Origin of the sequence: Idiomarina xiamenensis 10-D-4, from assembly GCF_000299895.1 — a bacterium.
GTDB lineage: Bacteria > Pseudomonadota > Gammaproteobacteria > Enterobacterales > Alteromonadaceae > Idiomarina > Idiomarina xiamenensis.
Window position 1 is genome coordinate 41429 of record NZ_AMRG01000005.1, and the last position, 20884, is coordinate 62312.

A 20884-nucleotide genomic window follows, 5' to 3' on the forward strand; every position below is an offset into this window, starting at 1 on the left:
GATATCGGTGAATCAGGAAAGCCAACAGGCAACAGCACAGCAGACAGGATTTGATTACTTTCGTTTTCTCGAGCTGGTTGAGGTGCTGTTTCCACTGACATATGGGGTTGGTGGGGTAGGTGTACTGGTCAACCCCGACCGGGAGCAATTGATGCGCTGGGGCAAGTCGGTTAGCAGTTGGCTGCTAACCGACGCCAGTCAACGGCAAGCAACAGCGCTGCTGGAACATCAACAGTATGGTCAGTTATTGCAGGTTGTCGCGCGTCGTTACAGCACTTCTGAAGCCCCCGAAGCGGCACAGGGATTATTTGATTATGGCAAGGAGTATGAACGCCGAATTTTAATTCGCGACAGTTTAAAAACGTTATTTTTAATCGTCGAAGATTTTTATAAAACTCATCGACCTCAGCCATCTGTAAGTTCAACTATCGAGGTTGCCGCTGATCCGCCAAAAATGACGCAACAGACGTTACCTGCGACGCTGAAAAAACATACTGAAACTGACGTCAAAGCGACGTCACATAAGCAAATTGACGTCACCGAAGAGGATTTTTGGGATATCGAATTTTTTGACTAATTCGATGTTGTTTTTTTGTGAATTAAGTGACGAATTCAAAAAAGATAAGTACGAATTCAAAAGAAAATAAATTCGTCCTCAACCTAAACTTATCCACGCCATTTATGGAGAGTGACAGATGGACTTTAAAAGTGATTTTGCAGCAGCTTATCCAGAAATATTACCCGGTGTGATAAGCCAAAACGTCGGCATGAAAAAAATTGCCGAATATATCGAAAAGATCGCAGTGAGCGACGGCGCAGTTTTTTTACACGGTGATACCGGCACCGGCAAAGAATTATTTGCCCGGGCTATTCATCGGTTAAGTGGTCGCAGCGGTCAATTAGTTAGTGTCAACTGCGGTGCGATACCCGAAAACCTGTTCGAGTCGCTATTTTTTGGGCACGACAAAGGCGCGTTTACCGGCGCCGATAAAAAACAGCATGGTTTTTTTCACCAAGCCAACCAAGGCACGCTATTTTTGGATGAAATTGGTGAGCTGCCGTTAATTCATCAGGCCAAGTTATTGCGGGTGTTAGAGAGTCGGCAATTTAGCCGTTTGGGCAGTAGCGATGTAGAAGTCTTCTCTGGCCGTATTGTTAGTGCTTCGCATGTGGATTTACGTGATCAAGTCGACCAGCGCCAGTTTCGAGAAGACCTTTGGTATCGGTTGAACTTGTTTGAGGTGGTGATCCCGCCGTTACAGCAGCGCCGTGACGACATTCCGTTGTTGGCGCAGTTTTTCGCGCGCCAGTCGCAGCGCATTCGCTTGATGCCGTGTGCGCTTAAGTTGATGCAGTTTGCCGAGTGGCCAGGCAATATTCGGCAGTTAAAAAACACCGTCGACAAGCTGGCGGTGTTGGCTGATGAGCGCCACGTCACCTCGCAGGCGCTACGCCAGCTCAATATGTGTGATAGCGATATCGACTGGGCCAGCAAGGTGGCTATGGAAATCATCGATATGCCGATTCATAACAAGCTGAAAACCATTCACGACGCGTTAATCGAGCAAGCGGTGATGATGACTCAGGGGAATAAGTCTGAGGCCGCGCGCTTGCTGGGCGTGCACCGCAAAGTCATTGAGCGTCGTTTAGCACAAATTCAAAACCGTGAGGTATCGGTATGAGCTCACAACCGCCGAAAGCGCAAATTGCTGCCGAGGTCAACGCGCAAACCCAGCAATTGCGTCAAGATGCCAATAGCAGCTTGCAACAGTTACTCCAGCAACAGCAACGTAAGTTGCATGACATGGTGGCCGCTTTAAAGGCGCCGCAGGCTAGTGTTAACTCGAACGACGCTGAACCGATCAGCGCCGAACAATTGACCGCAATGACCGAGCCAGCCCACGCTAACTTAGCCGTCATTCACGGCCAAAACCAAGTGCAGTTAGACGCCATCATGGCGCGCATTAATGCCAGCCTAGCGGCGCCATCGCCGCAAGACAATATTGCGGAACCGGCAAGCGCAGCCGCCAGTGACTCGGCGGAGGATGCCAACACAACAGGGGAAGCCAATGACACAACAGCATCAAGCAAAGCATCGGCTGTTTGAGACGCAACGCAACGCGCAAGGTGAATTTGAGTGTTATGCGGTCGCAGAAACGCGCGATGGCGATCAACAGCAAGCGACGCAAGAACCCGGCCAGGAACAGGCGCATCACCGTATTGATCCAGAGCTGGTGTTCAGTACAACGCCGGCTTGGGCATGGCAGGCTAATGAGTTATTCCAACAAAGCTTAGCCAGCCAAGCCAATGGTGGCTACAGCGCTTACTTACGCCAAATGCGCGAGCAATTTGAACATATGCGGACCAACTTACGTCAGCATATGCAAGCGCAGCAAAAGCGTTAAGCGAGGTTTTCATGAGTGTCTCTATCGCCAACATTGTCGCCCAAGATCAGCAAGCCGCTACCGATCAAATGCAACAATTTGAAGCGTTTATTGCTGACAGTAAAGCCCTCAAAGGCGCGCTGCAACAGCAACAACAAGACGCCGACAAGCGCTATCAACAGCTGCAGATATTGGTCGATAGTTTGCAGACGCCCGCTTCTGCTAATGGCTTGCAGCCGCCGATAACGCCGACTATAATGCCGCCTTGCAGCACGAAAGGTTGTTAACCGCGGCACAGTTAAGCAGCGCCGCTTCGGTGACTTACATCGATAACTCGGTCGCCGCCAGCGAGCAGTTTATGCAGCAGCGTGAAGACGCGGATGCAACGCCATGAGTAACGCTAATAACGCCGCTAGCAGCAGCTCGGCACAAGAGCTGATTCAACCGCATATCAATCAGTCGGTGGCACAAGCGGTACAAAGTGCGGCCGACCTACTGCGTAATTTAAACACCATCGAAACCACTGTCATCGGTGTCGCCTCGGCGAGTTGGTTAGCCAATCCGGCAATGGTGGAGTACAAACAAATCATCGAAAGCGCCACCGAAACTATTACCTTTGCCGCCGAAAACCTCGCCAAAGTCGGTCAGGCCGGGGCGCAGGTATTACAAGATTTAAAACCCGATTAAGTAGGAGGTCAGAATGACTGAACAACAACATCAGCACAGCCAAGCAACGACCGCTGACAACGTGGCTGAAGATCCGGTTCAAGCTAGCGAGGCGCTATTGCAACAGGCCTTGTCGATGTTCGATATGCAGTCGGTAGCGCCAGTACAAGCGGCTTTTCCGCAGGTGATCAATGGCGATCAACCATTGCAAGCGGTAGCGTCGAATGCAGACCATGATGTTTGGTTACAATCGCTGATACCCGCTAGCGATGCCAACGACACAACAAACACCACCGCTGAGCAGGATCCGCTGCAGGCGATTCGAGCCATGTATGGCGAATGAGTACTCGCTTATTCACCGTAGCCGAGCAAGGTTTGCTGCCGCAAGCCTTGCTTACCGCCAGCTTGCGCACGCCGCTGCGGAGCCGATTCAGCGATAGCTGGGGGCAATTACAACAACAACGCCCTAGCAGTTACCAAGACTGCTTGAGTTACGCATTGTCGCCACTGCCGCTGACAACCAGAGTCTACCCAGCAAGCTCGTCAAGCGCTGCACAAGCAACACAAAAAACTACCCGCCAACCGCTACGCGACGCGCAACTCTATTGGCAGCAGCTACACTTAAACGACGGCAGTCTGTGTTCGGAATTAATGGTGATGTGCTATCAGCACAGCCTCTACATCAGTTGCTTAAACTTGTTACCCGCTAGTTACGGCTTGTATGCACCGCTACAGCCTAACCACGCCATGCGCTATATCGACCAGCTGTTACAACGCACGCTCAGTGCGGTTAGCGAAGCGGCGTTAATCAGCGGCTGCGAGTGGCTGGTTAGCACCTTGATCAATCCTAATCTAGCGGTGTTATTTAAACGCCACGGTTTTCGCCTTGCGGCTGGCGGTGGTGATGTGGTCGGTTTGCGCTTACCCGCGCGCTTTTGTCGACACCTGATTTAGCCGGGCATAGCCGTTTTAGTCCTGCCTACCGGCGCGACTGGCTGAAACGCGCCAAGTCGGTATGCAAGGCTCACCCTAGGCTGACCGGCTTTGAAACTAAAAACTATTTAAATAACAGTATCTTAAAATTATTTCGTGAAGTCTGATTGTACTGGCACAGGTTCTGCAATCTCTCTATCGAGCTTCGCGAGAGGCTTGTTTGGGTCATCAACAAAACGACAGGGAGATCTGTTATGTCAAGTGCATCTATTCAGGGTGCAGTGGTTGATGCGGTCACGATTGCTAACACCAAAGTGCTTGCGGAAGCACCGGCGATGGCAATGGCGAGCCTGTATCAGACCATCAGTAACTCGGTGGCGATGGCTGCGGCAAATGCCGTCTATGCGCAACAACAAGCAAATATTGTGCATCAGGCAGCAACCACACTGAGCGTGGCCAAGTTGCTAGCACAGAGCACTTAGACAAGCGTTGATGAGCATCGTTAATCAATAGGAGATAGGTTTATGTCTCAACCCGAAGCAGTAAATGGTGCCGTTGTCGATTCGGTCGCGGGTACTAACGTCTCAGTGGGTGCCAGCGCACCAGCAATGGCGATGGGCAATCTGTATCAAACGGTAGGTAACTCGGTCGCCATGGCCGCGGCTAACTCGGTGTATGCGCAGCAACAAGGCTGGGTTACCTCGCAGTCGGCTAGCACCTTGGGTGTTACCAAGCTGTTCAGTCAAAACAAAAGTTAAGTCGTTTAGTTAAACCTTAAATCCAGTTAGGAGAATACCACATGTCAAGCTCATCATCTCAGCCAGCTTCACAACCGGGAACCGTTAACGGTGCCGTTGTCGACTCAGTCACCATTGCCAACACCAAGGTGTTAGCCGAAGCGCCAGCAATGGCCATGGGTAGCCTTTATCAAACCATCGGTAACTCGGTGGCGATGGCGGCAGCTAATGCGGTTTACGCTCAGCAACAAGCTAACGTCGGCTATCAAGCGTCAAGTACGCTGGGCGTGACCAAGCTGTTTTCTGAAAACCAGTAAGCCTTAACCCGACTTTTAGTCATTACCGGAGATCATCATGAGTAGCACTACTAGCCAACAACCTCAAACCGTCAACGGCGCTATTGTTGACGCGGTTACTATCGCCAACACCAAAGTGTTAGCCGAAGCGCCAGCGATGGCCATGGGTAGCCTCTACCAAACCATCGGCAACTCGGTGGCTATGGCGGCGGCCAACGCGGTGTACGCGCAGCAACAAGCTAACGTTAGCTATCAAGCGGCGACAACGTTGGGCGTGACCAAGCTGTTCTCACAGAACAAATAAGCGGGTGTCATAACAACCAGCCTGATGTAACAGGCTGGTTGTTTGTTAACCCCCTGCAATTCGTAACGCAACGCACGGGATCAAGATCATGTCGTCAAGCTCTCAGAATAGTAGTAATGCTAACCCAGACTACATTCACAACTCGAAGGAAATTAACGACGAGATACAAGAGCAAAGCAACGATACGTTGCAAACCTTGTCGTTGGGCGGTTTGGTGAATGCCATCACGTTATCGATGCTGAATAACACCGCTAACCAGTATTCGTCGCAAACTCTGGCCAACTCAGCCATGGTGCAAACCTGTAACAAAATTCTTGGCGCCTAGCACCGCACGCGGTGATTGCGCACTGTTTTAGTAAAGGAGAAATCGCATGTCAGCTACCTCTAGTCAAGCACAAGACGTTTCTAATGGTGTCAGCGCGCCGTTCGACACGGTGGATGGATCGTCGCCTGGAAGTTGGTCGATTAACTACAACGTCAAATCAAACTTGCTGACGTTTAATGTGCAGCAATCACAGCCGGGTGCCATGCTCGATAGCGCGCCGTTAGTGTCGACCATCGATGCCGCCGGGCTACAAGACATTTTGGAGTTTTTGTTTCAAGTGAAAGCACGTATGAAACAGGGTGGCGGCAAAACCAGCTAAGCATGATGTTTTGTCAGTTAATGACCAGATAACGGGAGCCGAACATGGCGGAGAGTAAAACGGATGAAAAGGAAAACGGCAAAAAGCCCTTTTCCAAACTCGGGCTAACGCCGGAACAAGCGGCGGCAGCTTCCATTGCTCAGTCCCTGGCATTTGCGGCGCAAAACGAGGTGGATGCTTTTCGTAATCAGAATACGGTGAGCCTGGTGGCCACCGGCTCTGCTTACGCCAAATGGCTTGAAAATCCTATGATGAGCGAGCCTTATCGAGACGTAATTAAAAGCGCTAGCATCAAGAATGTCGATTTGTCGTCGACGGTTAAGCCGGGTCATTTATCGGTGAATAGCAATGATGATATGCAGTTAAAAACCATGGCCGGGTTGCGCCCTAGCAGTCCGTCTGAGGGCGCGCCTAACACCAGTATCTTAAAATTCTTTTTAGGGCGGCCTGACTAGTTTACCTGCCGGGGTTAGTAACAGTTGGCCACCACCGCGCTCGCTTGAGCGCGGCTTTTTTATGCCAATCGCTTTCAAGCCAAGCCTGTTAATCAAATAATGAATCGAGTAAACGCTGCTGCGCCAGCCGTTGAGCTTCGGCATGTTGCTCGTCTGCCGCCGCTTGCGCCTGCAATGCTTGTTGTTGTGCAGACAAGTGTAAGCTTTGTCGGGTCGCGGTCAGGGCATCTTCGGCAGACATTTGTTGTAACCAGTCGGCCGGCTGCCAGTACCAACCAAAACGGTCGTAACTGGCGATAGGTTGCTGATTATGCTGAACCGTGGCGTCGTTCTTGGCCATAGATTGATACCGTTAAGCCTAATAAGTGATTTCGGGCACATCTGGCTGGTCTGGTGTCGGCGTTGTATCCGACTCGGTTGCGGCGGTGCCCAGCAGCGAGCTCGGTAGCGGCAGGTTGGGGGCAAAGGCCAGTAGGTGCAAATAAAAGCGCTGTTGCCATTGATACAGCAGGTCGATCTGGCGCTGCTGATACAAACGTGCCTGATATTCGGCTTGATAATCAAACCAACTTTGCGCCGCTTCTGGCGCTGGGCAACAGTGGTACAAATACAGCAACGCCGGCTGAATATCGTTGTATAAGCTGGAGGCTTCGGTTAATAGTGGCTTTAGCGGCGTAGCAGGCAGTAATTGTAAGCGTTGCTCGATGATCAATAGACGTTGATAGGCGCTGCCGAAACGCTCAAGCAAGGTCGTCGATGGCTGCGGTTGCTGGTAGTGGTTTTGTTTGGCAAAAACCAGCACCTTATCCAGAATCGCCATCATTTGCAGGTAATCGGTGGTCGGCTCAAAGGCCGGCATGTTGCCGTTAAGGCTGGTTTTATGCCAATCGCTTAGGCGTTGTTGTTGGCTGGCGCAAGGGAGCTGTTCTAAGCCCTCGTAAAACACGCAAACCTGATTATACAGTTGCTCACCGTACATCTGGTTGGCGGGTATCTCGGTTAAATAAGATAACGCTTGTAATACGCTGGCAAATTCACGGTTCAGCTCTGCCAGTAGTTGGCTACAGCAATTGCTGCCATGGCTTTGTAAGCAGAGCGTGTCGGCATGTTGAAGCCAGCGCAATAGCACCTCGTTAGTGGCGGTGTTGCTCTCGCATAGCTTAAGGGTGTTAATAAAACCTAGGGTATCGATTGGCTGCATATGGGTACGTCTTCGTCGTTAGCTGATGAATAGCCAAACCCAAGCGAAATACGTGCCAACCACGCCTTAGCCATCGTCACTAAACCACAGTGCTGATGGTTGCCGATGATAGGCTGCCTGGGCGCGGTCAGCGGTCAAATTTAGCCAGTTGGTAATACTCCACTGGTCGTTCCCGGCTGCCGCCTGACTTGCTGCGGCGTTTGCTTAAATTGTCGTTTAAAGGCGGTAGAAAAGTTGCCTTGCGAGGGGTAGCCGACTCGTTCCGCAATCGCTTGAACACTGAGTGTCCCCTCACTCAACAAGCGATAAGCTTTGTGTAAGCGTTGCTGTCGCAACCACGCATTAACACCCATGTTGAGCTGCTGTCGAAACGCTTGTGCTAAGCGATTACGATTGGTGTGCATGTGCGCACTAATACGTTTTAAGGTGAGTCGTTGTTCGATGTGCGCCAACAAATATTGACAGGTGCGTTGCACCAGGCGCTCGCTACGACTGCTTGTCGGGAGCTCGCTGAGAGGTTCTGGAAAGGTTGCTATGAGTCCGAACAATGGGCTTAACAGTAGCTCAATTAAGCGTTGATGTTGTTGACTAAAATGTGTCGGTGGGGCACTGACCAAACGAAATTCTGCGCGCTGGTAATCGATGACAACGGCGTCGAATTGGTGTCGCTGTAATAGCTTGATGGTTTGCTGGTAATCCTGCCGGTTATCGACAATGACAGCGGAGATTTTTTTTGGGGAGCGAAGTTGGCGATAATGTGGTTAGGATAAAATCGGTGGTCGGTATTGTTATTAACTCGATATTGCTAGTTAATTTTGACCTCAGTTGGAACAGTAATGGGTCGTTGCGATTAATGGCTACCACGGTAAAACTTGCTGGCTGATTCATAAGCGTCCTGCCGATTGTTGCTAAAAGAGCATGTCAGCGCAGTATAAACCATCTGCTTGCTATGATCTGTAAGCGTATCTCGCATTATTGCGAAAGATACTTTACCCCGATAAATGTGTTATGTTATAACATGAGTGTTGCATTCATGCCCGATGCGACTCGGCGTTTGCCTACTGGCCTTTTTCTTGGTTTTGAGTCAGTTAGGCAAACGCTTTTTTATCAGCGTGGATTGCTGTTGGCGCTCTCGGGCGGCTGCAACGGCAACCGTCGGCGCCAGTTTTGGCGGCGCAGTTCGGCCATACTGAGCGCATCTAATGGCGACTTGGCTAAACGTTCACTCAGCTGCTGCTGCCAAGCTTTATCTTGCGCAGCCAGCTTGCTACCCAGTTGGCATTGATAGTCATCGACAATACCAGCAAGCGTTGCCAACGCACGTTGCGCTAACTGGGGCTGCTGGTTGTCGACGTAATCGATGGTGCAAAGCAGCGCGACGGCACAGGCGCGTGCTTGTTCGGCGTAAGCCTGCGGCTCATCGGGCAAGGCCGATTGAAGTGCCGGTTTAAGTGCTACTAATTGCTTGATTTGACTGCTCTCAACCGCATCAGTGACATGTTCAGTGCTGTAAAAACAGGCAAATGCTTGCTCTAATAAGGCGGCCAAGTTCAGGCTTGCGGCCTGCTCCAAGGCAAAACGATTGTAGGCCGGTAACATGCGCTCAATACTCAATAAACACAGCAACGCCATTTGCGTCGGTGCTAATTGTCGAGTTGACGCTGTACCGGGGTGTTGACGCGTCATAGGTGTTGTTGCTGCGCTTTGCATTCCTTGCAAATGGCCTAACATACTGCATCCTTAGTCATGGTTACCGCTTACCCATCAGTATAAGCAATCAGCCGCTGGCGCCCAGCGCTGCGGCTGTAAAAGTTGTGTTAAATCGGCGCTGGTTGAGTCTGCAACGGCGGCAGGCCATGTTGCTGATTATGCCGCCTTAAGTTCATCAGTTGCTGGTCATCCAGCTCCTCGACGCTCAATGCCGCGGCCAATTGTTGTTGCCAATCAAGGTCGGCGCTGACCGCTTGCGGTTGCCCTTGTTCGCTATATAAATCGAACAGCTCTTGCTGTTTGGCTAGCGTTTGCTCGGCGTATTCCACTTGTTGGCTATCCATATACTCTAGTGTAAATAATAGCGCCAGAGCCGCGCACTGTGCTTGATGCGCATCAATATCCTGTGGTTGATAGCCCGCCACCAAACTCAGCGCCTGCGTTTTCAGGCTGTCCATGTCGTGATAAGTATGTCGCCGTGCACGTTCAAACGCCTGCGTTAAAATCTGCTGTAAGGCGGACGACGGTTGTGCGGCGAGCATGCGCTCGACCGCCAATAAACACAAAATGTTCACGCGCTGTGGTGCTAATGTGTTTAACATCTGAGGCTCCTTAGTGACTGTCCGTGCCAAGGCTAAGCGCCTTCACTGGCGCTGCTATTGAGTATACGTCGTGATTTGCGCCGCGGAGCCGATGCTTAGGTAAAAGTTTGGTTAAAGCCGCTAACCAATAACACGGGTGTGCGCTGGCAATGGCACACACCCGTAGCGGTTAATCGCAACCTTGAGTCTTAAAAGGTGTAACTTAGCGCTAAGTCGATGACACGGCCACGTAGGTTGTATTGCGTCATGTCAAAGCCATAAGCGCCACCGGCTGGGTCAAAAGGTGGTTGTTCGTTGAACAGGTTATTTACCGTCAGCGTAATACGGGTATCGGCTATGCCTTGATAAGCCAGTTGCGTGCCGAACTCCCAGTAACTATCGACGCTACTATGCAAGCCAGGATTGCTGCTACTAGAGGCTATGCGTTGTTCATAGCTGCTGGTGTAGTCGGCGTTGATGCTGAACTGCCAGTCTTGCAACAGCCAACGCGCTTGGCTGCTTCCCTTCCACTTCGGTAAGGCGCCAAACAGGTTATTACCGGCGCCGTCGACCGCTGCTTGCCCAGCCACCAACGCTTGTTCATAAGCCAGTAAGCGCGACCACGTGCTAGTTAGCTGCAACGGTGCGCCCGCCAGCGACAAACGATAACTTAAATCAATATCGAAGCCGCGCGTGGTGCGGGTGCCCTGATTGCGATATTGGTTGGTGATGATCTGCAAGCGACCCGCGCTATCACGACGAATGCGGTCGCCGTATTGATCGGGATTATTGACGATAAATTGGGCGTTATCGGGTGCAATAATGTCATCTTGCTTGACCTCAAACACGTCAAACGCGGTGCTGAAGTCGCGAGTTGGCGACCAAACTACCCCGGCATTAATGTTGGTCGAACGCTCGGCGTCGAGCTCGGGATTACCGCTACGAATTTGCGTAAAGCCACGGCGCACGCCGGGCTCAATCGGATCGTTGGGGTCGATAACCGAGCCATAGCTGATGGTATTACTATCGGCTATTTCCGGCAATGACGGCGCGCGGAAGCCGCGTGACCAAGCGCCGCGCAACAACCAATCGTCGGCCAGTACATAGTGCAGAGCCAGTTTGGGCGACCAGGCCGAACCAAAGTCATCGTAGTGATCGTAACGGCTGGCAACACTCAAGTTCAGATCTTGCCACAGCGGCACATCTAGTTCGACAAAACCAGCGAGCACTTCGCGCTTACCTTTAACCAAGTTGATGGCGGGGCGTAGTTCGGTGCCCGACAGCACTTCCGGTGAGGTACCGGCATCCATTTGTTCTTCTCGCCAGTCGGCCCCAAAAGCAATGCTTAACGGGCCGTAGGCCAATTCGGTGAGGCGGGTGCTGGCGTTAAAGTTAACACTGTTAAGTTCATAAAAACCGGGACGGCGAGTGTCGAGGCGTAGCGCGTCGACCACGGCGGGGTCGTTATTGCCGTTAATAAAATCATAGCTGCCATCGGCCAACACTTGCTCAAACACATAGCGGTTAACAAAGTTATCGACGTATTCACGCTGGCGGCTCTGCGAGTTCAGCAGGTTGACGCTCCAATCCCAGTCCAGCCCTTGATAACGCAGGCCAGCGGCAACTCGATGAAAATCTTGTTTATTGGCTTTTTGGCGTTCGCCGATATCAAAGAACGTGTATTCGAATGGCAGTGGGCTAGTACCGTCGTTGGCGGGGTGGCCGACCGCAAACGCCACCGGAATATCGACCAGACTACCGCTGCTTTGGTCGTAAGCACGTAAACCGGCACCGACGGTTAACGGACTACCAAAAATGTGGCTCGAGCGGTTGTTGCTATATAACAGTTCGCTATACGCTTGCAGGTCGTTGCTGACTTGCCAGGTGCCTTGTAACGATAGTTGATGGCGTTCAATCTCGGGTTGCAAGGTGTTATAGGGTTGTGCGTTAAAGGCACACACCTGTCCCTCGGCGCCGGCAGTGAAATCATCGCGGTCGCGTAATTCGCTGGCGCCCGGGCAGTTGTCAAAAGCGCGAGGGTTTTGTGGGTCGTCTAAGTAGTTGGCGCCTTGCGCCGACCACCCAGCTAAGCGACCGCCGGGCTGATCACGAAAGTCGCCGCTACGGGTAAAGCGACGGTCGCTGGCGTCTAAGCGTTCGCGGCTTAGGTAATCGTAGCTAAAGGTTAGGTTGTAACCGTCGTTGACCAAGTCGCCAACGCCGCTCACCAGTCCCGCACCATATTGTTCCAGTGAGCCCTCGGTGGCGGCGCCCGCGCTAGCCTTCACCGTGGTGCGTTGCACATCGTTGCGCAGGATAATGTTGATGACACCGGCAATGGCATCCGAGCCATACACCGACGACGCGCCATCTTTGAGTACTTCGATGCGTTCGACCACGCCCAGCGGCAGCGCGTTAAGGTCGACAAAGGTGTCTTGCGTGCCTAACGCAAAACCATAGTTCGACACCCGTTGACCGTTGACCAGCACCAGCGTGTTTTTCGGGCTTAAGCCGCGTAACCCGACCGACGCCGAACCGGCGGAAAAGCTGCTGGTGTACTGTTCATCGTAACTGTTGCCGGTATTAACGGTGAGATCGCGCAACACGTCGGTCAGAGTGATATGACCGCTGGCCTCAATAGTGCTGGCGTCGATGATTTGTAGCGGCGTGGCATCTTCGTGACGCACGCGTTTGATGTAAGAACCGGTAACGGCGATGCGCTCCAGCTCAGGGCTAGCATCTTGGGCTAACAGAGCTGGTGATGCCGTCGCCGCCGTAAAGCCGAGTAAGCCGGCTAAGCTGACGGATGACCACGAGAGAGTAGATTTCATTCAGGACCTCATACGACAAATAATTATTATTGGATGTTTAGACGTCTAAACGGCTAATAATATAAACGCATTATCGGCGTCAGGTAAAGCCCTGTTTTTACAAAAAGTTAGCAACGGGGTACGGCGGGGCTTGGCGTTAACGCAGAAACCGCAGGCACGGCAACGCCCACCGTCAGGTGTTGGCTGTTCCAAAGGATAGGGGGATAACTAGCCGCTCAGCGGCTGAAAGCAGGACAAATAGGTCGTACGGAAGCGGCGCCGATAACAACAAATGTTAATAGGAAAAAGGTTAATAACAAAAAGGTTCAGGCCGACACCAAGATGGCGGTGAGTGCAGCCGCGACTAACCGAACTTAATCATCAACAACAATAATGCCAACGCCACCAACACGCCCACCACCGACAATAGACCATGCTTGTACACACGCTGATCAGGCTTCTTTGGATCCTTCATCGCACTCGCCACTCGCTCACAAAACCCATCGCCAAATAGCGACAGGCAGATCAATGATTAACTAGCAGATTACCAGCATAGCGGGCGATTGGATATGGCGACTTTGGTCGTAAGGTTAAAGTTGATTGGGTGGTTCGTATTAACCGTCGTTAAGCATATTGTCGAGCCAGTCCCAGTCGTTCATGGCTTTCTTTTGCCGGACGGTGAGCGAACAGCACAGAAAAGGCAAAGCCTCGCTACGTTTGTGTCCTCGCCAAGCGCTTGCCATGTTTAGGCATAGTTTAGCCATAGGTTGCTGAAACAACCGACTTTTCCGCATTGAAGTTAATCGTACAGGTAAAAAAGTGAAAGTTCAGTGCGCTACTCAATTCGATTTGAGTTCTGCCTTCCATTAATTTTATTTTGTAACTCGATAAGTTAGCCGTATCCACTTGCCTGATGACGCTTGAATAAGAAACACCCTCTTTAAAATTGCCGCATAAATAATAGACTTCTTTCCTCGCCTCGTTTGATAAAATACCCAAATAAATTGCCGCGAAAAGACAACACGCAGCAACAAAACCTATAACCACTACCCGCTTTTTTTTATTCATTTTTCAAGTGATTCCAAAGAACATAAAATGGTTACCTTAACTTCTCAGTACCGCCGTTAATGTTCGTATAGTTAGCGAAGCAGCAATATAACCGATTGGCAATCCCACTTTGAAGCTTTGCTATCGACACTGAAGTGATAGTCTGCTTTGAGCGAACAGCAGACGTTGGTTTTACAGGCTGACATTTCCTTTGAAGCGGGCAACTTGAACCAAGAACTATAATAGTTCTTGGTTCATGCTAAATATAAATTTAGTATTTCTAATTATTTAATGGCGGCTCATAGTAATTCATTTATCTTATCGATTGCTTCAGATGCATTTTTATTGTGCTCATCTAGCGAAAGTGATTTTTCATATGCTATTAGGGCTTTCTTAAATTCTTCGTTGGCAAGATAGGCTTCTCCGAGACTGTCAAAGGCATTTGAAGACTCAGGGTGTTGTTTTGCATTGAGCTCAAAGAAAGCTATCGCTGCATTTATTTCTTCAACTTCCATCAGTTGATAACCAAAATAGTTTAAGCCACGTTCGCTGAAACCCTTGTTCGATTTCTGAAGTTGCATATATGACTTTATCGCAGCCTCGATTCCATCCTGGCGTAGCTTAGAGTAGAGCTCATCTTCGATTTGTTTTTTTGCAAAAACAACCGGGCGTTCATAAATAATGTTCAAAATGCCTTCTGTCAGAGCACGAAGTGGTGCGCCTCCAGTGTTGTTTTGGATAATAATTGTAATATCATCTTCAATTATGCGAATTACGTCACCATTGAAACCAGGCATCATACCCGGGTGATGTATCTGAGTGAGCTTTTTACCGAACTTTTCCTTTGGTAGTTCAGTGATCAACCAGCCATAACCATAATTCCGATGAGGCGACTCTGTAAAAGCTCTCTTTTTTAGTGCTTCACTAAATATCTGATTTGAATACAAGGCCTCGCTAAACTGATATAAGTCTCCGACCGTTGAATAAATAGAACCCGCAGCATAGGTGACAGTCATATCAATATTCTTTGCCGGTTTCAGTCCTGCTAACGTTTTCTCATACCCTTTAGCACTTTTTGGAACAACATAGCCAGAGTAAGAATCCCCGCTGTTATGCATCTTTAGCGGATTGAAAATATAATCCTGCAAAGCTTGTTTATAGCTTAACTCGGTCACTTGCTCGATTACTTTACCCAAAATGGAATAGCCAGCATTGCTATAGCTGAACTGGCTACCAGGCTGGAACGTCAGGTCTCCACTGCAAAACTTTGAAATAAAGTCATTTAGGGTATAAGGGTTATTCGCTTCTATATTTCTAAAGTCTGGATGACTGAACACGTTTGGGATCCCTGATGTATGATTTAAGAGCTGATGAATAGTTACTTTACCGCCGGTATCACTGCGATAGCCCGGTAAGTAATCACTGATTGAATGACTTAAATCTATTTTTTCTTCTTCGACTAATTTTAAAATCAGTGCCGCTGTAAGAGGCTTGGTTGTTGAGGCTATTCTAAATTTTGTATCCACAGAGTTGGGGATTTTCCATTCCATATTGGCATAGCCGTAACCTTTCTTTAGCAACACTTCACCTTGATAAGAAACTAATACTGAGCCATTAAATTCATCATTTTCGGCGTAAGACTCAACAAAAGCATCTAACTTTGAGGTCTTGATTTCAGTTGCTCCCACAAAGGCACTTATTAGGAGTAGGGCAGGAATACTTAATAATTTTATATACATAATCATCCTTAGTCGTTCAAAATGAGATAATATTTTCGTTTCTCTGAAAAACTTATCTGAGCATGAGAAAGGAAACATGACTTTAATGGTCCTTTTTGGTGACTTATGGTGACCAATCGATGAAAAATATTTAAAATCAAATAATTAGCAGCTCAGGGTGGAGTTAGTGATGGATGTCTTTAAGGTAGGGAACGACCTGATTTTAGATCCCTTAAACAAGAAGGTGATAAGAAATGGAGACGATATTTCTTTACCAGAACTGTCCTATCGATTACTGCTGGAGCTTGTTGAACACGCTCCTGAGATCGTGCCTCATGACCAACTTATAAAAGCCGTTTGGAAAGACAGAGTTGTCTCCGATGAGAATCTTAAGAAGCGAATATCTCGCTTGAGAGACTCGATAGCTGATAATCATTCTGAACCCAAGTACATTGTCGCCGAACGTGGAATGGGATATAGGTGCGTTGCAACGGTAAGAAAAATTAAGCGCTCAGAGAGCGCATACAATGATATTGGCGATTTCCAAGCCACCTACTATTCAATCAAACGATTAGTATCTCGCTTACCTATATGGTTAGTAGCTAGCTTTGGAGTACTTGCAATAGGAATGAGTTCATTCGTTCTCTTTCACCATGAAAACGAGAATCCACCTAATGAAATAAGCGAAACTCCCGACTATCAAGCGGCTCAGAGCTATTTGAAATTTACAGAAAAAGACAACGATACAGCGATTTCATTGTATCAAGATGCGATAAATAGAGAGCCTCAGAACGCTTCAAGCCACAGTGGGTTGAGCGACGCTTATCTTCGAGGTTATTGGCACTATGGAAAGGATAAAGCCTGGTTGGAACTAGGGAAAAAGCATGCGGAAAAAGCCGTACAAATTAATGACGACTTGGCTTGGGGTCATAAAGCTCTCGGGCTTGCCTACTATTTGTCCGGACAATATGAAAACGCAATTGCTTCATTCAACCTTGCGCGTCAAATTGAACCTAGTTGGGGTGAGATTCCAGCCTATACGTCACTTGTAGAGATCCAGTTAGGTCACTTTATTAAAGCGCATAAGCTTGCAATCTTATCAGTTGAACTCGATCCCGGTAACCCATTTACTAACGCAATCCTTGGAGAGTTATACCGTCAATCATATCGCTTCTACGCTGCCGAAGAGCAATTCAGTAAAACGTTAAATATAGATCCTGGCTTTCTAATGTCTCGCCTACTTTTTAGTGAGTATTTACTAGAAAGCGGAAGACATGTAGAGGCAATTTCGGTGTTACGCGACGTGATTCATAAACAACAGAATTCGCAGCAAGCTCGTTGGTTACTGGGTCTAGCACTCTTGATCGACAATCAAATTGAAGAAGCGATTGATGAATTTTCCGCAGCATCAAGCTTAGGCGGACGATATTACCTTTCAGCAGCAGTCTATTTAGCCGCACTTAAAAAAGACCGCTCAGAATTATCCAAGTTGGGTGAGCAAATTGCAAAGCTCAAGCTAGATGGGGACCAGTGGGCTGAACTTACTTTTCTGGAGGGGATAGTGCTATTAATTAATGATAAAGGTACCGAGGCAACGAACAAGTTTGAATCTGCTATATTTGGGGGGCTCACAACGACTTATCGGTACACTCACCTGCCGATAAATTCAAGCATCACAACTTCGCATCGATTTAATGAATTATTGAATCTAATTGAATCGAAGAACAAGGATAAAATGCCGAAGCGTATTCCACCGCGAACGTAGTGAGATCTCTGGACTTTTCAATACTGAGTTTACTGAACTTAAGAATGACTTCGTTTATGCAGAGTCTATTCTGATGCTGCACCGTTATTTTGCGTCAAGGTCCGCTCCTGGCACAAAGCTGAAGTTCAGCATTATCAGCATTATCAGCATTAAGCGAAAAGCGGATCTTCTGGCTTTCAGTCTACTCCAACTAGTGACTAGCCGTCCCGTTATTAGTCATCGTGGGTGGTACGCTAATTCAGTTCGGCAATATTGCGCGTTTTGTTGTTGTGTTGTGTATTTAAGTCTTTTACTGTCAATGACATAAAAAAAAATCAAAATTGGATGTTGTGCGCTCGTTAGAGTGTAACTGAGCCTGATCAAATTGTCTTTGCTAACTCGGAACCTTTCAATTCACGAATGCCTTCTTGATCAGTAAGCTAAAAACCGAAAACTGTATATTGGACGAGTTTCTAAATGCGCACGCACAATATACAAATGTTAGCCGTAAGGAAAGGTATGTTTCGAATATTCAAGAAAAAAGAGAAACTATTGCTACGAGTTTTCGTCAATAAGCAAGAGGTGTGCCAAGTATTGGAAGGTGAGCTCCCATGCGAGAAAACCCCCTCTAAAAAGCTTGATCGAAATTCGACCATCGAGTTTGTTGATCATGAAGGCGTAGCGCATCAACACAAACTTGGTGAATTTGAGGGCTGGTTCCATTTTTCAGTTCGTGTACATTCCAATAAAGCATGTCAGGCAGACTGTGCAATTACTCAAGAGAAGGAATATTCTCAAGATGCCTTTGCTAAAGGTAATGCAAAAGGTATCAGGTTTCAGCCGTTCTTTATTTCAGGCGCTGACACAAAGAACGAAATATTCATCGGCAAGGGGCTTTTCAAACGAGGGCTCCACTTCAATGGCAATGTTACGCATGGAGCTGTTTCTCTCTCTTGTGAGTGTGAGCACTGCAAAACATCATTCCTAATACAATCGTTCCATGCAGGTTTTAGCAATCTTGGGTATTTTTATTCCGGTTCTGGCGACTATACGCTGACCGTGAGTGACAAAGTTCCTGGAAGTCCTGCCGCTTTGTCTGAGCTTGATGAAAAAGATCTTCGTGAGTTAGAGGCGTTGCTACCCGAAGCACCTGATGGTTCAAGCTTCAAATATACGAATCCTTTTAGGTGTCCGCACTGCAAAGAGCCTTACATCGACTTTGGAAGATACCCAGAGGAAAGAAAAGCTGAATACTATGGCAACTACTTTCCAGGTAAAGAGATTTTGAAGTATGAACCAGATCACGGCTAACAAAGCGCTGCTGCCGGACAAATTTTCCGCTGCGCTCCAAATTCGCCGCAGAACGCGGCGTTAAGTGTCAAAATGAATTACGACGAATATATTGAAAAGTTGAGGAAATATTCGAGCGATGAGGTAGTTGCTCGTTTAGTTTCGCATTTCGATAAATGGAAATCCGATAATACGAATGCCGTAGAGTTAGCTGATTCAATTGAAAGGTTCTTCGGAAACTCTTGGATAACTAGCGAAGAAACCCATAGTCATCTCTATAGGCTCTGGTCTAGTTTCAAAACTCAGGCAATTTTAGGCATAGGTGGTATGACTATGAACGAGAGACTCTATTGGTTTGGTCTATCCGAGCGTTTTGAAAATGCTTCTGAACCAGAACAAAAGGTAATCTATGCAAAATTGTGCGCAAACACTTAACAAGACCCAGCAGAATCAGTCGCTGCGCTCCATTGCAGCCCTTTAAGCGAGCGCTAACGTCCGCTCCTAGCAAAACCGAACTATAAAAGCTATATATCGGTAGCGGCGTTGAGCCGCTACACTAACGCACATCTACCCACTGACTAATCCCTCTTAACCTCAAACTTCACCTCTCTCGAATCGGCGGCTTGTTCGGCGCTGCTGACGATGGCGATTTTGAGTTGTTGTTGCTTGGGGTCGTCAAGGCGGATGTGGTAGTCCATGGGGAACCAGTCGTTGACCAGCATTGCCATCAGCCGCGCTTCGGCGTCGCTGATCCAGCTTGGCGCGGTGTCTAAGCGGCGGTAGTTAAATTTGCCGCTGATGCCGTCGCTGACCAAGATCAGTTGATGCTCGCGGCTGGATTGCACTAACACATCGTAACCACCATCATCGCTGTTGGGTTTGGCTTCGATGCGGGCGCGGCCGATGTTGAAGTCGGTGACGTCGTCGCCCAACGTCAGCGTTTTCACTTCGCTGTGGCTGGGATACCAATTGACTGTGGCGGTGGCGTAGCCGCTAGGTGATTCGCCGTCGTCGCTAAAAGCGTACAGTGGCATCAGCGCTTTGTCGTGCCAACCGAGTGGTAACAGTTCGGTCAGTGTGATGGCATTATTGCTGCCATCGTTGCGGTATTCGTTGCCATAGTCTGGCACCGTCATCGATTCTAATGGTTGTATGGCTAACGGCAAGGGCGCACCGTTTTTGTCAAACAGCTCAATATTGTCGAGTTCGATACGTCCGTTGTGGTGCGAAAAGGGCGCTTGGTGTGAGTAGCTCAGCAACAATGTCGTGTCGAGCTTTTCTAAGCGACCACTAGCGCTGGGCAGCATATGTTCGGCGTCGGCGCTATCGCTCTGCAATACTTTTTCGACACTGAGCGAATCGTACAGCGGAATGTTCTCGGCGCGCGCTAGGCTGTCTAAGTTCATGGCGTAGCCGCTATCAGCCTGAAAAATACTCATTACCGTGCGGATTTGTTGTTGCTCGCGAACCCGCTTAGATACCAGCGAACCGCGTTTGAGCCAGCCGCTGTCACGGTCGCTGACGATGATGGCGAATAGCTGCTGTTGCTCATGCTCGCCCGAGGCGGTGAACACCACCTCATGCTCAAACACTTGTTGTACAGTTAAGGTCAGTTCAGGCAGCTGGTCGCTAATATGGAACGGCTGACTGGCACCGCGTTCTAGCTTGATCCCCTGACCGACGGTTGGTGTGGCAATCAGATTATCGCGAAACAACGCTAACAACTTTTCCGGGGTGGGTTTGTCGCTAGGCAGGTCAGCGTGAAATTGCAAATCACTCACGGCGCCACTATCGGCGTCAACCGTTAGCGTCAGGCCCTGTTCGACAAAGTCGCGGGCATAACGATCGGCACCTTGGTCGCCGTCGGTGCTGCTAAATTGGCGACCGTTGCTGTTCAGTGCCATGTAACGCGGGCGCACTTGAATTTGATAATCATCGTCGGCCTGCACTTGATATTCCAGCAACAGGGTTTGCCGAAAATGCTGTTCATCACCGCTGTCGGCATTGACGGTAAAATCGCTGTAAACCTGATAACGACGTTTATCACCGTCGTCGGCGTGGAAGGTTAACGTATTCGGTTGTGGCTGGCACGCGGTTAAGCTGCTCAGTACCCATGTGGACAAGACTAACCCAAGTAAATAACGCTGCACATCAACCTCCTTGTCGCCGCGTTTACCATTGCCATCAGGCAACAGTCGATAAGTCATTTATGCTAACGCGTTGAGCGCGTTAAAAACACCGTTATCCAGCGCGCCGCTGAGCCATTTACCGAACTTTTACGTAACTCCTTTACGATAAGCGCGTCCAAAGGACACCGACTTAAGCTTGCACGATAGCCGCCTAAGCTCGTTAAGGACGTTAGTG

Annotated in this window: 27 protein-coding genes; 18 read left to right on the top strand and 9 right to left on the bottom strand. The window is 49.0% G+C overall.

What is annotated here, in order from left to right; translation table 11 throughout:
* Positions 1 to 7 precede the first annotated feature (7 nt).
* The 15 genes from A10D4_RS04915 to A10D4_RS04985 all read left to right on the top strand — a co-directional run bounded on the left by A10D4_RS04915 (position 8) and on the right by A10D4_RS04985 (position 6419).
* Entirely contained in the window at positions 8 to 577 is a 570-nt protein-coding gene (locus tag A10D4_RS04915) for a hypothetical protein (RefSeq protein ID WP_008488120.1), read from the top strand.
* Between the two features lie 118 nt (positions 578 to 695).
* Positions 696 to 1682: a sigma 54-interacting transcriptional regulator gene (locus A10D4_RS04920; RefSeq protein WP_008488121.1), complete on the top strand. Its 987-nt coding sequence runs from the start codon at positions 696 to 698 to the stop codon at positions 1680 to 1682.
* The gene (locus tag A10D4_RS04925) at positions 1679 to 2107 is read left to right on the top strand and encodes a hypothetical protein (protein ID WP_008488123.1); all 429 of its coding nucleotides are present in this window, start codon (positions 1679 to 1681) and stop codon (positions 2105 to 2107) included. Before A10D4_RS04920 ends, A10D4_RS04925 begins: the two co-directional genes overlap by 4 nt.
* A complete protein-coding gene (locus A10D4_RS04930; protein WP_008488124.1) occupies positions 2070 to 2405 on the top strand; it encodes a hypothetical protein in 336 nt (111 codons plus the stop codon). The genes A10D4_RS04925 and A10D4_RS04930 overlap by 38 nt, the downstream gene beginning before the upstream one ends.
* Positions 2406 to 2416: 11 nt before the next feature.
* Positions 2417 to 2671 carry a hypothetical protein gene (locus tag A10D4_RS04935; RefSeq protein ID WP_008488125.1) on the top strand — a complete coding sequence of 85 codons (255 nt, stop codon included), beginning with the start codon at positions 2417 to 2419 and terminating at the stop codon, positions 2669 to 2671.
* A gap of 103 nt (positions 2672 to 2774) precedes the next feature.
* Positions 2775 to 3071, top strand: a complete 297-nt coding sequence (locus A10D4_RS04940; RefSeq protein WP_008488126.1) for a hypothetical protein — start codon at positions 2775 to 2777, stop codon at positions 3069 to 3071.
* 13 nt (positions 3072 to 3084) lie between these two features.
* Entirely contained in the window at positions 3085 to 3393 is a 309-nt protein-coding gene (locus A10D4_RS04945; protein ID WP_008488127.1) for a hypothetical protein, read from the top strand.
* Complete coding sequence (locus A10D4_RS04950; RefSeq protein WP_008488128.1) at positions 3390 to 4004, top strand: hypothetical protein; 615 nt, start codon at positions 3390 to 3392, stop codon at positions 4002 to 4004. The genes A10D4_RS04945 and A10D4_RS04950 overlap by 4 nt, the downstream gene beginning before the upstream one ends.
* A gap of 233 nt (positions 4005 to 4237) precedes the next feature.
* Positions 4238 to 4465: a RebB family R body protein gene (locus tag A10D4_RS04955; RefSeq protein ID WP_008488130.1), complete on the top strand. Its 228-nt coding sequence runs from the start codon at positions 4238 to 4240 to the stop codon at positions 4463 to 4465.
* Positions 4466 to 4507: 42 nt separating this feature from the next.
* A complete protein-coding gene (locus tag A10D4_RS04960) occupies positions 4508 to 4741 on the top strand; it encodes a RebB family R body protein (RefSeq protein ID WP_008488132.1) in 234 nt (77 codons plus the stop codon).
* A gap of 41 nt (positions 4742 to 4782) precedes the next feature.
* Positions 4783 to 5037 (top strand): RebB family R body protein, encoded by a 255-nt coding sequence (locus A10D4_RS04965; RefSeq protein WP_008488133.1) that lies wholly within the window; start codon positions 4783 to 4785, stop codon positions 5035 to 5037.
* A 37-nt stretch (positions 5038 to 5074) separates the two neighbouring features.
* The gene (locus A10D4_RS04970) at positions 5075 to 5320 is read left to right on the top strand and encodes a RebB family R body protein (RefSeq protein WP_008488134.1); all 246 of its coding nucleotides are present in this window, start codon (positions 5075 to 5077) and stop codon (positions 5318 to 5320) included.
* 88 nt (positions 5321 to 5408) lie between these two features.
* On the top strand, positions 5409 to 5645 hold the full coding sequence (locus tag A10D4_RS04975) for a hypothetical protein (RefSeq protein WP_008488135.1): 237 nt from the start codon (positions 5409 to 5411) through the stop codon (positions 5643 to 5645).
* 46 nt (positions 5646 to 5691) lie between these two features.
* Positions 5692 to 5964 (top strand): hypothetical protein, encoded by a 273-nt coding sequence (locus tag A10D4_RS04980; RefSeq protein ID WP_008488136.1) that lies wholly within the window; start codon positions 5692 to 5694, stop codon positions 5962 to 5964.
* 44 nt (positions 5965 to 6008) lie between these two features.
* Entirely contained in the window at positions 6009 to 6419 is a 411-nt protein-coding gene (locus tag A10D4_RS04985; RefSeq protein ID WP_008488137.1) for a hypothetical protein, read from the top strand.
* An 88-nt stretch (positions 6420 to 6507) separates the two neighbouring features.
* Here A10D4_RS04985 and A10D4_RS04990 read toward each other — a convergent pair whose 3' ends face one another.
* From A10D4_RS04990 to A10D4_RS05025, 8 genes are all read right to left on the bottom strand, one after another.
* Positions 6508 to 6759, bottom strand: a complete 252-nt coding sequence (locus A10D4_RS04990) for a hypothetical protein (protein ID WP_008488139.1) — start codon at positions 6757 to 6759, stop codon at positions 6508 to 6510.
* 18 nt (positions 6760 to 6777) lie between these two features.
* Positions 6778 to 7620: a hypothetical protein gene (locus tag A10D4_RS04995; RefSeq protein WP_008488141.1), complete on the bottom strand. Its 843-nt coding sequence runs from the start codon at positions 7618 to 7620 to the stop codon at positions 6778 to 6780.
* 140 nt (positions 7621 to 7760) lie between these two features.
* Positions 7761 to 8096, bottom strand: a complete 336-nt coding sequence (locus A10D4_RS14170) for a helix-turn-helix transcriptional regulator (RefSeq protein ID WP_192811507.1) — start codon at positions 8094 to 8096, stop codon at positions 7761 to 7763.
* A gap of 631 nt (positions 8097 to 8727) precedes the next feature.
* Positions 8728 to 9351 carry a hypothetical protein gene (locus tag A10D4_RS05005; RefSeq protein WP_008488143.1) on the bottom strand — a complete coding sequence of 208 codons (624 nt, stop codon included), beginning with the start codon at positions 9349 to 9351 and terminating at the stop codon, positions 8728 to 8730.
* Positions 9352 to 9437: 86 nt separating this feature from the next.
* The gene (locus A10D4_RS05010) at positions 9438 to 9932 is read right to left on the bottom strand and encodes a hypothetical protein (RefSeq protein ID WP_008488144.1); all 495 of its coding nucleotides are present in this window, start codon (positions 9930 to 9932) and stop codon (positions 9438 to 9440) included.
* Between the two features lie 188 nt (positions 9933 to 10120).
* Complete coding sequence (locus tag A10D4_RS05015) at positions 10121 to 12742, bottom strand: TonB-dependent receptor plug domain-containing protein (protein ID WP_008488145.1); 2622 nt, start codon at positions 12740 to 12742, stop codon at positions 10121 to 10123.
* A gap of 735 nt (positions 12743 to 13477) precedes the next feature.
* A complete protein-coding gene (locus A10D4_RS05020; RefSeq protein WP_008488146.1) occupies positions 13478 to 13789 on the bottom strand; it encodes a hypothetical protein in 312 nt (103 codons plus the stop codon).
* Between the two features lie 278 nt (positions 13790 to 14067).
* On the bottom strand, positions 14068 to 15507 hold the full coding sequence (locus tag A10D4_RS05025; protein ID WP_008488148.1) for a serine hydrolase domain-containing protein: 1440 nt from the start codon (positions 15505 to 15507) through the stop codon (positions 14068 to 14070).
* Between the two features lie 169 nt (positions 15508 to 15676).
* On the opposite strand from A10D4_RS05025, the gene A10D4_RS05030 reads away from it, so the two are divergent.
* The 3 genes from A10D4_RS05030 to A10D4_RS05040 all read left to right on the top strand — a co-directional run bounded on the left by A10D4_RS05030 (position 15677) and on the right by A10D4_RS05040 (position 18955).
* A complete protein-coding gene (locus tag A10D4_RS05030) occupies positions 15677 to 17251 on the top strand; it encodes a winged helix-turn-helix domain-containing protein (protein ID WP_008488149.1) in 1575 nt (524 codons plus the stop codon).
* A 498-nt stretch (positions 17252 to 17749) separates the two neighbouring features.
* Positions 17750 to 18541, top strand: coding sequence for a hypothetical protein (locus A10D4_RS05035; protein ID WP_008488150.1), 792 nt, complete (start codon positions 17750 to 17752; stop codon positions 18539 to 18541).
* Positions 18542 to 18613: 72 nt separating this feature from the next.
* A complete protein-coding gene (locus A10D4_RS05040) occupies positions 18614 to 18955 on the top strand; it encodes a hypothetical protein (protein WP_008488151.1) in 342 nt (113 codons plus the stop codon).
* Positions 18956 to 19098: 143 nt separating this feature from the next.
* Here A10D4_RS05040 and A10D4_RS05045 read toward each other — a convergent pair whose 3' ends face one another.
* On the bottom strand, positions 19099 to 20727 hold the full coding sequence (locus tag A10D4_RS05045; RefSeq protein ID WP_008488152.1) for a hypothetical protein: 1629 nt from the start codon (positions 20725 to 20727) through the stop codon (positions 19099 to 19101).
* Positions 20728 to 20884: the final 157 nt, after the last annotated feature.